Below are 14,079 nucleotides of genomic sequence, written 5' to 3' on the forward strand. Positions count from 1 at the left end.
GGCAGGGAAGATCCGCGCGTCCCGCAGGGGAGGAACAACAATGGCTACCATTTCCGGAACCGGCGGCGGCAACACCGTCATCGACCGGGCGAAATTCGGCCCGCTCCAGTTCGGCGTCACGGCGCTGTGCTTCATCATCGCGATGCTCGACGGATTCGACACCCAGTCGATCGCCTTTGTCGCGCCCAAGATCGCCGAGGACTGGGGGCTGAAGCCTTCCGAGTTTGGTCCGATCTTCGCCATCGGCCTGCTGGGCCTTACGGTCGGCGCCTTCACCCTCAGCCCTGCGGCTGACCGGTTCGGCCGCAAGACCGTCATCCTGATCTCGACCGCCATATTCGGTCTGTTCGCCCTGCTGACGGCCTTCTCGACCTCCATGCACGAACTGCTGATCTACCGTTTCATCACGGGGATCGGTCTGGGCGCGGCCATGCCGAACATCATCGCCCTGACCAGCGAGTACGGCCCGGCCCGGCTGCGCGCCACGCTCGTCACCGTCATGTTCTGCGGCTTCCCGCTGGGCTCCACCATCGGCGGCCTGGTCTCGACCTGGCTGATCGCCGAGTTCGACTGGCACTCGGTCTTCGTCGTCGGCGGCGTCCTTCCGCTGCTGCTGCTGCCGGTCCTGTGGTTCATGCTGCCGGAGTCCGTTCGCTTCCTCGTCGCCAAGGGCGCGCCGGAATCGAAGATCGCCCCCATCGTGGCCAAGATCGACGCCAACGCCTCGGTCAGCGAGTTCATCGCCGGCCTGAAGGACGAACAGTCGTCGGCCGCCAAGGGCTTCTCGGTCTTCCAGCTGTTCCGTGAAGGCCGCACGCCCACGACCCTGCTGCTGTGGGTCGCCTTCTTCATGAACCTGCTGGTCATGTACTTCCTGGTGAACTGGCTGCCGACCCTGCTGAAGGGCGCCGGTCTGCCGCTGTCGCTGGCCATCCTGTCGACCGCTACCCTGAACCTCGGCGGGGTCGTCGGCGCCGTCGCCCTGGGCCGGATGATCGACAAGATCAGCCCCTATCTGGTGCTGGGCACGGCCTACGCCGCCTCGGCCGCTTTCATCGCCCTGCTGGCCTTCGGCGGAACCAACCTGACCGTCCTGCTGGTCGGCGCGGCCCTGTCCGGCTTCGGCGTCGTCGGCGCGCAGATCGGCTGCAACGCCCTGACCGCCTCGGTCTATCCGACCGCCATCCGCGCCACGGGCGTGGGCTGGGCGCTGGGCGTCGGCCGCATCGGCGCCATCGTCGGCCCGCTGGTGGGCGGCATGCTGCTGGCCCGCGAGTGGTCGCCGCAGTCGCTGATCCTGCTGGCTGTCGTACCCGCTGTGATCGCTTCGATCGCGGTCTTCACCCTCGGCGCCGTGCGCCGCAACGCGCCCGGAGCCTGACGTCCATGATCCTGCACGGCTACTTCCGTTCCACTGCGTCGTGGCGCGTGCGGATCGCCCTGAACCTCAAGGGGCTCGTCGCGGAGCAGGTCTTCCACCACCTGCGCAAGGGCGAGCAACGGGCGCCGGAGTATCTGGCGATCAACCCCCAGGGGCTGGTTCCGGCCCTGATCACCGACGACGGCGCGGTCCTGACGCAGTCGCTGGCGATCTGCGAGTATCTGGACGAGCTTCACCCGGAGACCGCCCTGCTGCCCGCCGATCCGCTGGAGCGGGCCCGCGTCCGCGCCGTGGCCCAGGTGATCGCCTGCGACATCCATCCGGTCCAGAACCTGAAGGTCCTTCAGAACCTTCGCGATCTGGGTCTGGCGGAGGAGGCGGTCCAATCCTGGGCCGCAGCGGTGATCGAGCAGGGGCTGGACGCCGTCGACCGCCTTCTGGTCGACAGCCCGGGCCCCTTCGCCTTCGGCTCCGCTCCGACGCTCGCCGACATCGTCATCGTGCCTCAACTGGGCAACGCCCGCCGGTTCAGCGTGGACCTGCGCTGGCCGCGCCTGCTCGAGATCGAGGCCGCCTGCCTTGAACTCGACGCCTTCAGATCCGCTGCGCCGGGCGCCCAGCCCGACGCCGAATAACCATCCATCAAGGCAACGCGCCCGGAGCCAACCGGGCCAGCTCCAGAGGGGAAACCTATGCTGCTCAACACTGCGGCCGCCGCCGCCATGATCCTTGCCGCCTCATCGCCTGAGGCCGCTCCTGCCGCCGATGCGCCGATCGTCACCGCCCCGGCTGCGGTGCAGGCTGCTCCCGCCGCGGCTCCGGCCGCGCGCCCGGCGCCGGCGTTCCGCCCGATCAATCACGACGAGGACTGGACCGCCTACCGTAACCTCGGAGAAGACGCCTCCAACTGGGCGCAGATGAAGGCCATTCCGGTCGGTTCGACCTGGCTCAGCCTCGGCGGTGAAGCCCGCTGGCGCGCCGAGTATCGTGGCAATGAACGTTTCGGTCGGGGTCTCCAGGACGACGACGGCGATCTGCAACAACGTCTGCGCCTGTGGGCCGACTGGCGCCTGACGCCCAATCTGCGCGCTTTTGTCGATATCCAGGACGCCCGCAGCCACGGCCTCGACAGCGGCGAACCCTTCACCGAGGAAAGCCGCGCGGACGTCCATCAGGCCTTCCTCGAGACGAAGCATTCGCTGGGGCAGGGCGCCCTGCGTGTTCGTGTCGGACGTCAGGAGTTCGGCGTCGGCGCCTTCCGCATCTTCGAACCGCGTGAAGGCGCCAACGCCCGCACGGCTTTCGATATGGCGCGCGTGATCTACGACAACCCGAACGGCTGGTCGGGCGGCGTCTTCGCCGGCTATGCGATCCGCGAGAGCAAGGCCTCGTTCGACGACGCGACCAACTACGACTACCGCATCTACGGCGGCACGGCGTCGCGCCGTCTGGGTTCGGGCGCCACCGCGCCGAAGCTGGAGGTCCTGTACGCCAACACCGACCGGATCGGCGTCGCCTTCGACACGGGTCTGGCCGGTCGCGACGACCGTGACACCCTCTCGCTGCGGCTCGATGGTCGCGTCGCGCCCTGGGACTACGACGTCGAGGCGGTGATCCAGACCGGTGACTTCCGTGGACTGGATATCGAGGCTTGGTATCTGTCCGGCACGGTCGGGCGCACCTTCAACCATGCCTGGGCGCCGCGCGTCGCCGTGCGCTTCGACGCAGCCTCGGGCGATGAAGACCGCACCGACGGCAAGCTGAACACCTACAACCAGCTCTACGTGCCGCCGATTTCGCTGCGCACCGATCTGGGCGTGTCCAACCTGGTGTCGATCCAGCCGCAGGTGACCTTCCGCCCGCTGCCGAAGACGACCGTGGGTCTGCTCACCGCCGGTCTGTGGCGTCAGAGCAAGGAGGACGGTGTCTATCTGCTGTCGGGCCAACTGCTGCGCAGCGGGGCCGAGGGCGACTCCGCCTACGTCGGCTGGCGCTATGCCGGTTTCACGACCTACCAGGTCAATCCGTTCGTCACCGTGACCGGCGTGCTCAACTACACCAAGGCCGGTGACTTCCTGAAGCAGAGCGACGCTGATGATCAGTCCTACGCGGGCCTGATCGTGGGCGTTAAGTTCTGATCCGGAGCAGGCCGGTGAGCACGCCTCCCCGTTTGCCGGCCCGCTTCGCTCCTCTGGTGATGGCGCTGCTGCTGTCCATCGTCATGACGATGGTGGTGTCCGGCGTCTCCACCCTCAGGGGCGTCGGCCTGACCGACGCCTTCCTGCGGGTCTGGCTGTCCGCCTGGGGGTTGTCCTGGCTGGCGGCCTTCCCGACGCTTCTGCTGATCCTGCCGTTCGTGCGTCGGCTCACCACCCGCCTCTGTTCCGGATAGGACCTAGTCGAGCGCAAACCTGTCGTTGCGCCAGTCGAACAGCGCTTCCAGAACCTTCACCGCTTCGCCCCGCGGCGACAGCAGGTCCGGATCGCGACCCAGAACCAGCCGCGCGTCATCCGCCGCCGCCAGCATCAGTCCCCTGTGGCGGATCGGGTCGGCGAAACGATAGGCGGGGAAACCGCTCTGCTTCAGCCCCAGCGGATCGCCGCCGCCGCGCAGGCGGAAGTCTTCCTCGGCGATCTCGAACCCGTCCTCGGTGCGCCGCAGGGTCTCCAGCCGGGTCTTCGCCGTCTCGCCCAACCCGTCATCTCCGCCGCCATAGAGCAGCAGGCAGGTCGAGGCCTTTGCGCCACGTCCGACCCGTCCGCGAAGCTGGTGCAACTGCGCCAGGCCGAAACGGTCCGCGTGCTCAATGACCATGATCGAGGCGTTGGGCACATCGACCCCGACCTCGACCACCGTGGTGGCGACCAGCAGGGGCGTGCGACCGTCCGCGAAGTCGGCCATGACGGCCTCGCGTTCCGGCCCGGGCATCTGGCCGTGCGCCAATCCGACCTCGACCTGCAGGATGCGGCGCAGGTCCGCCGCCCGTGCCTCGGCGGCGGCGAGATCGCTGGCCTCGCTCTCGGCGACCAGCGGGCAGATCCAGTAGGCCTGCGCCCCGTCGTCCAGCGCCGCCTTCAGCCGCCGGGCCACCTCGCCGATGCGCGCCAGCGGCAGCACGGCCGTCGTCACGGGCGTCCGGCCCGGCGGTTTCTCCGTCAGGCGCGACACATCCAGTTCGCCGTACTGGGTCAGCTCCAGCGTGCGCGGGATCGGCGTCGCCGACATGGTCAGCAGGTGAACTCCGCCCGTGCGCGGGTCGCCCTTGGCCTGCAGTCGCGCGCGCTCGTTCACCCCGAACCGGTGCTGCTCGTCGATCACCGCCAGCCCCAAGCGGTCAAAGCGGACCGCGTCCTGGAACAGGGCATGGGTGCCGATGGCCACCTTGGCCTGACCATCCGCCAGCGCCGCCAGTTTCGGCCGCCGCTCGGCCTGACTGTCACGCCCGGTCAGCAGCACGGTCGGGACCCCCGCCGCCTCGAGCATCGGGGCCAGCCGTTGATAGTGCTGTCGCGCCAGGATTTCAGTCGGGGCCATCAGGGCCGCCTGGAAGCCCGAGGCCGCCGCATCGGCCAGCGCCAGCGCCGCAACCGCCGTCTTGCCCGAGCCGACGTCGCCCTGGAGCAGTCGGCCCATCTGCTCGCCCGACGCGAGGTCATGGCGGATGTCCTCGACGGCCCTCTGCTGCGCGCCGGTCAGGGTGAAGGGCAGGGCGGTCAGCAGGCGATCCGATGCCTCGCCCGGACGGATCACCGGGGCGGGCGTGATCAGCCGCGCCCGTCGCCGCCGGGCCAGCGCCAGTTGGTGGGCGAACAGTTCGTCATAGGCCAGCCGCTCGCGCGCGGGCGCGTCCGGCTCCAGATCGCGCTCGCCGGTCGGGGTATGCAAGGCGGCGATGGCCTCGCGCCAGCTGGCCCACTGCTGCTTCGCCAGCCAGGCCGGGTCCTGCCACTCCGGGAGCTCCGGCGCGAGAGCCAGCGCCTGCTGCGCCAGCTTGCGAATGGTGCGCGAGGTCAGGCCCTGCGTCGCCGGGTAGACCGGCTCCACCGCCGCGATCTCATCGGCCTCGCTGGGTTTGAACACATCCGGATGGACGATCTGGACCTCGTTGTTGAACCGCTCGACCTTGCCCGAGACCAATCGCGTTTCGCCGCGGGGCAACAGGCGGTCGATGTGCTGGCCTGATCCCCCGAACCAGATCAGGTGCACGAAGCCGGTCTGGTCCGAGGCCCGCACCTTGATCGGCACGCCGGGCTTTCCGGGCAGGATCAGCCGGTCGATCATCACCTCGAAAATACCGACCTGTCCCTCGACCGCGTTCACGGCCGTCATCGGGCGACGCACGACCACGCCAGACGGCGACAGGAACAGCACGTCCCGCACCAGCGGCCCCGCCAGCTTCTGCACCAGCGGCAGCGCCTTCGGTCCGACACCCTTCAGGGTCGAGACGTCGGCGAACAGGGGAAAGAGGATCGGCGGCCGCATGAATTCAGTCGGAGGTCATTCTTTGTGACGCGCAAGAGTTGCGAACGATGTTATTCAGAGTTGAGATTGAGGGCGTTCAGCAGGAATGGGGGCATCCATGTCGATAGCGAAGCTACAGCAGAATCTCACGGACAGGGGCTACGATGTCGGCATCGTGGACGGCAAGCTTGGGGCGCGGACTTTTCAGGGGCTGGCGGAGTATGTCTCCGGCGGCGTCGCGCCCGACGGGACGGGTGGTCTGATCGCGCTCGACGCCCGTGGCGTGCTGGTGGACCGCCTGCACTTCATCCACTTCTTCGCCCAGATTTCGCATGAGAGCGGGTTCCGACCGCGCGAGGAGAACCTGAACTATTCGATCGACGGGCTGGTGAAGACCTTCCCCGGGCGGATCACCGCGGCGCAGGCCCGGAAGATCGGCCGAACGGGCACGCAGCGGGCCGACAAGGAAGCCATCGGAAATACGGTCTACGGCGGTGAATGGGGCAAGAAGAACCTGGGCAATGTGGAGCCCGGCGACGGCTACAAATATCGCGGTCGTGGAATGATCCAGCTGACCGGGCGGGCCAATTACGCGGCGCTCGGCGCGGCCTACGAGCTTAATCCCGACCTCCTGCTGACGCCGGCAGGGTCGATGCGGGCGGCGATCGAGTTCTGGAAAAGCCGCAAGATCAATGTCCCGGCCGCGAAGGATGACGTGAAGGCCGTGACGAAGCTGATCAACGGCGGAAGCAATGGACTGGCGGAACGCATCGCCCTGACTGACAAGCTCAAGGCCATCTGGCCCGCCTGACTTTTGGCAGCAATCTGAGCTGATCCGCTGGCGGTCGGGGGGCAGGAACGCTATCTGCACCCCGACTGTTTTCACCTAGCTGACCGGGCAAGGATTCTTGTGGCCGATACGAACGCGCGTCCGACTGAAACCCGTGAACAACGGCTGGGCCGGATCGCCTTCCGCGCATGGCGTCGTGGCTTCCGCGAAGCCGATCTGGTGCTCGGGCCGTTCGCTGATCAGGTCGCGCCGACACTGACGCCCGAGGAGCTGGATCTGTTCGAAGACCTGCTGCTGGAGGACGACGATCACGCCCTTTACGCCTGGATCATCCAGACCGCGCCGACCCCCGAGAAATACGACGGCAGCCTGATGACGAAGATCCGCGCCTTCATGGCCGCGCATGTCGCCGCTGAAGTCGCGAAGGGCGCCGGTTGATGGATGTGATGACCCCGACGCGCGGCGATCTGGAACTGGGCGGCGCCCCGGAAGGTCTCGACGCCCTGACTGTGGCGGACCGCCTGCGCGCTGTCGGCGGCATTGGCGTCTTTGTCGCCCGCGACTACGCCCGCATGGGTGAGTTCGCCCAGGCGTTCCGGTTCTTCGCGAACGATATTGAAGTTCTTGAGTTTCCGGCCTGGGATTGTCTGCCCTATGACCGCCTGAGCCCCACCGCCTCGGTGTCGGCCGAGCGGATGGCGGCCCTGACCAGACTGGCCGGGCGCGCCGTGGATGACAGTCACCCTCTGCTGGTCGTCACGACGGTCGCCGCCGCCACCCAGCGCACGCCCCCGCGTGAGGTGACCACGGCCGCCGGCTTCGAAACCACGGTCGGCCTCGACCTCGATACGACGGCGCTGGAACGCTATTTCGGGGCGAACGGCTATGTGCGGGCCTCGACCGTGTCGGAGCGGGGCGAGTTCGCCGTGCGCGGCGGCGTCATCGACGTCTTCCCGCCGGGCTTCGAGGAGCCGGTGCGTCTGGACATGTTCGGGTCCGAGCTGGAGACGATCCGCACCTTCGATCCCGCGACCCAGCGCTCCACCGGCCAGATGCGCTCCATTTCGCTGGCCCCGGTGTCCGAGGCGCTGCTGACGCCCGAGGGTATTTCCCGTTTCCGGACCGGCTATCTGAACCTGTTCGGCGCCGGCGGCGATGATCCGCTGTACGCCGCCGTCAGCGAGGGCGCGCGCCGTCAGGGCATGGAGCACTGGCTGCCGCTGCTCTACGACCGGCTGGAGACCCTGTTCGACTATCTGCCGGATCAGGCGCCGGTCTTCCTCGACAATCAGGCGGAGGCCGCGCGCGCCGAGCGCTGGACCCTGACCGCCGACGCTTACGAAGCCCGTCGCGATGCCTCCCGGACCAAGACCGGGGCCGCCAACCGCGCCCTGCCGCCCGAACGACTCTATCTGCCGGAAGCGGACTGGAACTCGGCGCTTGCGGGCCGCGCCGTGCGTCGGCTGTCGCCCTTCGCGGCCAACGACCAGGTCGGTGGCGAGGATGCGGGCGGTCGTCTGGGCCGCGCCTTCACCGCCGAGCGGTCGCAGGACAGCGTCAATCTGTTCGAGGCTGTGGCCAGACACGCCCAGAGCCTGAAGGCGGCGGGCAAGCGCGTCCTGTTCGCCTCATGGACCGAGGGTTCTTCCGAACGTCTGGCGGCCATGCTGTCCGATCACGGGCTGGAGCATGTGGTCGCCGTGCGCGACTGGGCCGATGTTCAGAAGGCGCCCGACGGCCTGTTCCTGCGCGGCGTTCTGCCGGTCGAGCATGGCTTCGAGACCGAGGCTCTGGCGGTCATCTCCGAGACCGACATCCTCGGCGACCGTCTGGCGCGACCGCGCAAGAAGCGCCGGGCGTCGAACTTCCTCGCCGAGGCGTCCGCCCTGACCGCGGGCGATCTGGTCGTCCACCTGGATCACGGCATCGGCCGTTATGACGGGCTGAAGACGCTCGAAATCCAGGATGCCCCGCACGACTGTCTGGAGCTGATGTACGCGGGCGAGAGCAAGCTCTACCTGCCGGTCGAGAACATCGACCTGCTGACCCGCTACGGCTCCGATACTGACGGGGCGCAACTGGATCGGCTGGGCGGCGCGGGCTGGCAGGCGCGCAAGGCCAAGGCCAAACAGCGTCTGCGCGACATGGCCGAGGGCCTGATCGCGTTGGCCGCCAAGCGCTCGCTGCGCACCTCGGACGCCATCACCCCGCCGCAGGGGCTGTTCGATGAGTTCTGCGCCCGCTTCCCGTATGAGGAGACGGACGACCAGCTCAACGCCATCGGCGACGTGCTGGAGGATCTGGGCAAGGGCACGCCGATGGATCGCCTGATCTGCGGCGATGTCGGCTTCGGCAAGACCGAGGTGGCCCTGCGCGCCGCCTTTGTCGTGGCCATGAGCGGGCAGCAGGTGGCCGTGGTCTGCCCCACGACCCTGCTGGCGCGCCAGCACTTCAAGACCTTCTCAGAGCGGTTCGCGGGCTGGCCGATCAAGGTCCGCCACCTGTCGCGCATGGTCACGGCCAAGGACGCGGCCGAGACGCGCGCGGGTTTGAAGGACGGCTCGTTCGAGATCGTCGTCGGCACCCATGCGGTGCTGAGCGAGCAGGTCGGCTTCAAGGACCTGGGCCTCGTCATCGTCGACGAGGAGCAGCACTTCGGGGTCAAGCACAAGGAGAAGCTCAAGTCGCTTCGCGCCGACGTGCACCTGCTGACCCTGACCGCGACCCCGATCCCGCGCACGCTCCAGATGGCCCTGTCCGGCATCCGCGAGATGTCGATCATCGCCACCCCGCCGGTGGATCGTCTGGCCGTCCGCACCTACGTCACTCCGTGGGACCCGGTGCTGGTTCGCGAAGCCCTGCTGCGCGAGAAGTATCGCGGCGGGCAGGCCTATTACGTGGTGCCGCGCCTCAACGACCTGCCGGATATCGAGAAATTCCTGCGCGAGCAGGTGCCCGAGATCAAGTTCGTGGTCGGTCACGGCCAGATGACGCCGACCCAGCTGGAAGACGTGATGAGCGCCTTCTACGACGGCAGCTACGACCTGCTGCTGTCCACGACCATTGTTGAGTCCGGACTTGATGTTCCGACGGCTAACACCCTGATTGTGCATAGGGCGGACATGTTCGGTCTGGCGCAACTGCACCAGATCAGAGGCCGCATCGGCCGGGCCAAGGCGCGCGCCTTCGCCTATCTGACCACGGACGCGACCAAACCCCTGTCGCTGTCGTCCGAGCGCCGTCTGCAGGTGCTGCAGTCGCTGGACAACCTCGGCGCCGGCTTCCAGCTGGCCAGCCACGACCTGGACCAGCGCGGCGGCGGCAATCTGCTGGGCGACGAACAGTCCGGCCACATCCGCGAGGTGGGCGTCGAACTGTATCAACAGATGCTCGAGGACGCGGTCGCCGAGCTGCGTCAGGCGGGCGAAGGCGGCGTGGTTGATCGCGGCTGGTCTCCGGCCATCAATGTCGGCGCGGCTGTTTTGATTCCAGAGGATTATGTCCCGGACCTGAACGTTCGTCTGAGCCTGTACCGCCGCCTGTCGGACGCCGAGAACACCGAAAGTCGCGAGGCTCTGGCTGCCGAACTGATCGACCGCTTCGGTCCTCTGCCCGATGAAGCGAAACAGCTTCTGCGCATCGTCGGCATCAAGGCCAACTGCAAGACGGCTCACGTCGAACGCATTGACGTCGGACCCAAGGGCGCGGTGCTGACCCTGCGCGACAATACCTTCCCGAACCCGATGGGGCTGGTCGGCCTGATCCAGAAGAACCACGCCTTCTGGAAGATCCGCCCCGATCAGAAGATCGTCGTGAAGGGCGACTGGGATACGCCGGAGGACCGCCTGAAGGTCGCCGAACGCATCACCGCCGATCTGGCGCGGGTGGCGGGAGCGGCGTGACGACGGGGGTCAATCCCCGTATTCGCGCTCGAACTCCAGAGCGTGCTGCAACTGGTCGGCGCGCTCGGCGGTGAAGCTGAGCCAGCAGCTGTCGATGATCACGGCCTGGAGGGTGCCACCGCCCTGCTGTTCCCCGCGGTAGTCGCATTCGGCTTCCCGGAAAGCGATCCAGGCGCGCTGGGCGTCGCGGAGGCCTGCACGCCGCGATTCCGGCAGGCGTCGCATCAGCTCGCGATAGGTCGCATTGAGCCGGCTGTCCTGACGCCGGTGCTCCTGCGATGTACACGCCCGAACCTCCACCGTGATGCCTCGCGCGCGGGCGAGGCAGGCGTCGTAGGCGGCGCTGAGATTGGATTTCTCCTGCATCAGGGCCGCGCCGAACAGCAGGCTCGCCAGAACCGGCATCAGCGCTTCTCCGACGCGCCCACGTCCGCCGAGGCGCGTTCCAGAACGACAGCCGGCGACTCGCCCGGCATGACCTCCGCCACCCCGACCTCGAACTCGACCACGAAGGGCGCGCGGTCGGGGCCGGCGTCGAAGGCGGTGCAGCTGATGACGGCGGCGATGCGGTCGGCGGCGATCCGGGCGGCCGGGCCCTTGGTGGCGGGCAGGGCCAGGGCGAAGACGTCGGCGGACAGGCGGGCCGCGGTATCCTCTGTGCGGATCAGGCGCGAGACCATGGCGCCGATCTGGGGCAGGGCGCGATCCAGCCAGCCGCCCTCGCGCGCGGCGGTCACCGCGTCCGTCTCCGACACCCGCAGCACGGCCACTGAGAGCGGCCGACGGCGCAGGCGCGCCCCCTCCGCAACGCGGGCCAGATGGCTGGCGAACAGCTCGGGCGTGAACAGGCCGGTCGAGGGATCGGTCAGGCCCGATCCGCGTGCGCTCTCCAGCGCCCTGCGGATGGCCACGTGGCGACGGTGCGCCCGCGCCAGCGCCACGATCCGCTGGGCCGTTTCCTCTTCCGGCGTGTCGGCGGCAGCCACGTCCGCGAAGCCGCGATTGTACAGTTCGGCCAGATTGATCTCGCCCGCGCCGCGCAGATAGAGGATCGCCGGCACGTGATAGAGCCGGGTGTTCCGCTTCATGCCTGAGGCGATGGACAGGGCCGGTGCGTGATCCTCGGCGCCCCACAGGACGGCGGCGTCGAACGGGCGTTCATGCAGATAGTCGAAGGCTGTATAGGGCGTCGGCGCGGCCACGACCTCGCAATCCAGCGCGGTCAGGGCGTTGGACAGGGCCAGGAAATGCCGGTCCGGCTTGCCCGCCGCCAGCACCCGCAGCGGCGCGGTCTCGACCTCCGGCGTGGCCAGCGGCTCGCCCCGCGCGGTGAAGGTGGCCTCCCGCAGGGTCACTTCCTCTTCCGCGATGGCCGTGCGGACCATATGCTCCAGCCGCAGCGCGGCCTGCGCCGCGTGCGGGGTCTGGGTCATGGCGATGTCGGCCAGTCCCGGCTCCCAGGCCGGGGTCATCTCGCCGATGGCCAGAACCGGCAGGCGGCGAGGGGAGACGGTCTGGCGCATGGCGCGCACCCCGTCGTCGGCGTTTTCGAGCCGGGCGTCGAGGACCACCGCCTCCAGCGGCCAGTCGATCAGAACCTGCACCGCTCCGGCCAGCGACCGCGCCGTCACCGTGCGCCAGCCGAGCGCATCCAGACCCTGACACAGGGGGCCGATCAGGTCGTCATCGGGCGCGACGACCAGAATACGCGGATCAAGGACCAAAGGACGGATTCTCCGGATCGCCCCCGCCCCGGCGGCGCTCTCATGAGGGGGGACCATAGCGATGACCCCTGTCCGGAAGCAACGGGCCAATCAGCGGTTTTTCCGCAGCGGCGGCGAGGCTGGTTCCAATGGGGCCGAATTGCGGTAAACGTCTCGCCTTGGGTGGCGCGAGTACAGGTTTGCAGGCGAACACGGACATTGATGCGGCGGTGCGCTGGGCCATGCCCAGGCTCTGGGGCCGTCTTGCGGTCAGGGCTTTCACCCGCAGCTGGGGTCGCGACGTCATGCTCTATACGGGCGGCGTCTCCTTCTTCGCCCTGCTGGCCGTCTTCCCCGCCATCGCCATCCTGATCGGCTTCTACAAGGTCGTCCTGTCGATCGGTCAGGTCAGTGAGCAGGCCGCGGCGCTGGCCGATGTCATGCCGCATGCCGCCCGCGCCATCTTTCAGCAGGAGATCGAGCGGCTGGCCAACGCCTCGGCCCGCACCGTGTCGGCCCAGAGCTTCTTCGCCCTCGTGATCGGCGGGTATGCCGCCCACCGGGGCTTCAAGGCCCTGCTGGCGGGACTGAACCTGATCCATGACGAGACCGAGCCCCACGGCTTCTTCAAGTTCAATCTGCTGGCCTTCTTCGTCGCCCTGTTCGCCTTCGCCCTGTTCACCGTGGTGTCGGGCGCCGTCGTCACCTCACGGCTGATGGAGCATACCGGCCCGGGCTCCGTCGCTTCCGCCAACGGCTTTTCACTGGACGGTTTGTGGCCCGCCATCGGTCTCGCGATCGGGCTGACCATGCTCTACCGCTACGCCATGTCCCACACCGCGCCGGTCGCCTGGGCGCCGTCCATCGTCGGGGGTCTGGTGGCCACGGTGATGTCCACGGTCTCGTCCTGGCTGTGCGCCATCTACGTTGAGCAGATCGCTCCGCTGGGCGCCACCTACGGCTCGGTCGGCGCCGTCGTCGTACTGCTGATCTGGCTGTCGTGGAACGTCAACGCCATCTTCTACGGCGGCGCCTTCACCACCGAGATGGAGATCGCCGCTCGCGAGATGGACGCGCCCGCGCCGGACGCAAGCGCGGATACCGGTGAAAAGACGGTGGTCAGCCTGTCGGAGCGTCGGGCGTCGCGACCACGATAGTCAGGACGCCGTCGGCCTCCTTGATCGACACCACTTCGCCGCCCAGATCCCGCATCAGGAAGGGTACGTCGATCCGCGCCATCGGATCGGTCGCCAGCAGGGTCAGGCGCTGGCCGGGCGCGGCGGCGTTATACGCCTTCTGGAGTTTCAGGCTGGGGGTCGGACAGCGGTGCCCCCGCGCGTCGATCACCGTCATGCGCGGATGCGGTCCAGCAGCAGGTTCAGCGCCACGCGCACGCTCTCGAGCCGAACGGCCTCGCGTCCGATGTCGCCGAAGCGATGCTCGGCATGGACCACGCCCGCCGGTCCGGCTGCGGCGAAGTGAACCAGTCCCACCGGCTTTTCAGGCGACCCGCCGCCCGGTCCGGCGATGCCCGTTATGGCCACCGAAACGGTCGCGTCGGAGCGGGCGACCGCGCCTTCCGCCATCGCTCGCGCCACGGGTTCCGACACCGCGCCGTGCGCCTCGATCATCGCGGCCGGAACGCCCACCAGCGCGGTCTTCGCGGCGTTGCTGTAGGTGACGAAGCCCCGGTCCACCACGGTAGACGACCCGGCGATCTCGGTCAGGGCGCCGGCCACCAGCCCGCCGGTGCAGCTTTCCGCCGTGGCCGCCATCAGTCCGCGCGCCGAGGCCTCCGTAATGATCTGTTGAGCGAGGGCTCTGATATCTGTCGGGAACAT

General features: G+C 68.3%; 13 protein-coding genes. 8 read left to right on the plus strand and 5 right to left on the minus strand.

Annotated features, from left to right (window positions below; translation table 11 throughout):
- Positions 1 to 40: 40 nt before the first annotated feature.
- The 4 genes from FKQ52_RS07285 to FKQ52_RS07300 are packed head-to-tail and all read left to right on the plus strand — an operon-like array spanning position 41 to position 3,773.
- On the plus strand, positions 41 to 1,381 hold the full coding sequence (locus tag FKQ52_RS07285) for an MFS transporter (RefSeq protein ID WP_141626569.1): 1,341 nt from the start codon (positions 41 to 43) through the stop codon (positions 1,379 to 1,381).
- A 5-nt stretch (positions 1,382 to 1,386) separates the two neighbouring features.
- Complete coding sequence (maiA, locus tag FKQ52_RS07290; RefSeq protein WP_141626570.1) at positions 1,387 to 2,016, plus strand: maleylacetoacetate isomerase; 630 nt, start codon at positions 1,387 to 1,389, stop codon at positions 2,014 to 2,016.
- Between the two features lie 57 nt (positions 2,017 to 2,073).
- Positions 2,074 to 3,519, plus strand: coding sequence for an alginate export family protein (locus FKQ52_RS07295; protein WP_141626571.1), 1,446 nt, complete (start codon positions 2,074 to 2,076; stop codon positions 3,517 to 3,519).
- Positions 3,520 to 3,533: 14 nt separating this feature from the next.
- Complete coding sequence (locus tag FKQ52_RS07300; protein WP_240811770.1) at positions 3,534 to 3,773, plus strand: DUF2798 domain-containing protein; 240 nt, start codon at positions 3,534 to 3,536, stop codon at positions 3,771 to 3,773.
- Between the two features lie 3 nt (positions 3,774 to 3,776).
- Here the strand turns inward: FKQ52_RS07300 and recG are convergent, their stop codons facing one another.
- On the minus strand, positions 3,777 to 5,864 hold the full coding sequence (recG, locus tag FKQ52_RS07305; RefSeq protein WP_141626572.1) for an ATP-dependent DNA helicase RecG: 2,088 nt from the start codon (positions 5,862 to 5,864) through the stop codon (positions 3,777 to 3,779).
- 97 nt (positions 5,865 to 5,961) lie between these two features.
- Here recG and FKQ52_RS07310 point away from each other — a divergent pair, with 97 nt between their 5' ends.
- From FKQ52_RS07310 to mfd, 3 genes are all read left to right on the plus strand, one after another.
- Positions 5,962 to 6,654 carry a hypothetical protein gene (locus FKQ52_RS07310; protein ID WP_205750888.1) on the plus strand — a complete coding sequence of 231 codons (693 nt, stop codon included), beginning with the start codon at positions 5,962 to 5,964 and terminating at the stop codon, positions 6,652 to 6,654.
- Between the two features lie 99 nt (positions 6,655 to 6,753).
- On the plus strand, positions 6,754 to 7,071 hold the full coding sequence (locus FKQ52_RS07315; RefSeq protein ID WP_141626573.1) for a succinate dehydrogenase assembly factor 2: 318 nt from the start codon (positions 6,754 to 6,756) through the stop codon (positions 7,069 to 7,071).
- Between the two features lie 8 nt (positions 7,072 to 7,079).
- On the plus strand, positions 7,080 to 10,535 hold the full coding sequence (gene mfd / locus FKQ52_RS07320) for a transcription-repair coupling factor (protein WP_240811771.1): 3,456 nt from the start codon (positions 7,080 to 7,082) through the stop codon (positions 10,533 to 10,535).
- A 9-nt stretch (positions 10,536 to 10,544) separates the two neighbouring features.
- Here the strand turns inward: mfd and FKQ52_RS07325 are convergent, their stop codons facing one another.
- Both FKQ52_RS07325 and FKQ52_RS07330 read right to left on the minus strand, forming a co-directional pair.
- The gene (locus FKQ52_RS07325) at positions 10,545 to 10,940 is read right to left on the minus strand and encodes a lysozyme inhibitor LprI family protein (protein ID WP_141626575.1); all 396 of its coding nucleotides are present in this window, start codon (positions 10,938 to 10,940) and stop codon (positions 10,545 to 10,547) included.
- Positions 10,940 to 12,259, minus strand: a complete 1,320-nt coding sequence (locus tag FKQ52_RS07330) for a diguanylate cyclase domain-containing protein (protein ID WP_141626576.1) — start codon at positions 12,257 to 12,259, stop codon at positions 10,940 to 10,942. Before FKQ52_RS07330 ends, FKQ52_RS07325 begins: the two co-directional genes overlap by 1 nt.
- A gap of 221 nt (positions 12,260 to 12,480) precedes the next feature.
- Between FKQ52_RS07330 and FKQ52_RS07335 the strand changes: the two genes are divergently transcribed.
- Complete coding sequence (locus tag FKQ52_RS07335) at positions 12,481 to 13,395, plus strand: YihY/virulence factor BrkB family protein (protein ID WP_370451057.1); 915 nt, start codon at positions 12,481 to 12,483, stop codon at positions 13,393 to 13,395.
- Here FKQ52_RS07335 and FKQ52_RS07340 read toward each other — a convergent pair.
- Both FKQ52_RS07340 and FKQ52_RS07345 read right to left on the minus strand, forming a co-directional pair.
- Positions 13,358 to 13,591, minus strand: coding sequence for a sulfurtransferase TusA family protein (locus FKQ52_RS07340; protein WP_141626577.1), 234 nt, complete (start codon positions 13,589 to 13,591; stop codon positions 13,358 to 13,360). The two genes, FKQ52_RS07335 and FKQ52_RS07340, sit on opposite strands and share 38 nt — an antisense overlap.
- The gene (locus FKQ52_RS07345) at positions 13,588 to 14,079 is read right to left on the minus strand and encodes a CinA family protein (protein ID WP_141626578.1); all 492 of its coding nucleotides are present in this window, start codon (positions 14,077 to 14,079) and stop codon (positions 13,588 to 13,590) included. The genes FKQ52_RS07340 and FKQ52_RS07345 overlap by 4 nt, the downstream gene beginning before the upstream one ends.

This window comes from Brevundimonas sp. M20 (assembly GCF_006547065.1).
GTDB lineage: Bacteria > Pseudomonadota > Alphaproteobacteria > Caulobacterales > Caulobacteraceae > Brevundimonas.